The following is a 296-nucleotide window of genomic DNA, read 5'->3' as shown; positions in this document are numbered from 1 at the left end:
GCGATCTTAGAAAGCTTCGAGCGTAACAAGCATCGCTACGGCTACCGACGAGTGCTACTTGACCTGCGCAACCAGGGATGGGTGGTCAACCACAAGCTCGTCTACAAACTCATGAGCGAAATGGGGCTTCGAGCCAAGGTCCGCCGGCGCAGGCCATATGTTTCTTATAACGGGACGATCAGCCACATTGCCGACAACACACTCGACCGCAAGTTCACCCCAGATAAGCCAAATACCGTCTTTGTTAGCGACGTCACCGAGTTCAGGGTCGCAGGCCGCAAGGTCTACCTGTCACC

Annotated in this window: 1 protein-coding gene; it reads left to right on the top strand. The window is 55.4% G+C overall.

The window, feature by feature from the left end; all coding sequences use genetic code 11:
- Positions 1-296: IS3 family transposase (locus QP965_RS11470; RefSeq protein ID WP_284844976.1), on the top strand; the 296-nt coding region annotated here is incomplete at both ends.

Source organism: Corynebacterium sp. MSK074 (genome assembly GCF_030229735.1).
Classification (GTDB): Bacteria; Actinomycetota; Actinomycetes; order Mycobacteriales; family Mycobacteriaceae; genus Corynebacterium.
Note: the sequence above shows the minus strand (reverse complement) of the source record. Positions and strands in the feature narration are given on the sequence as shown.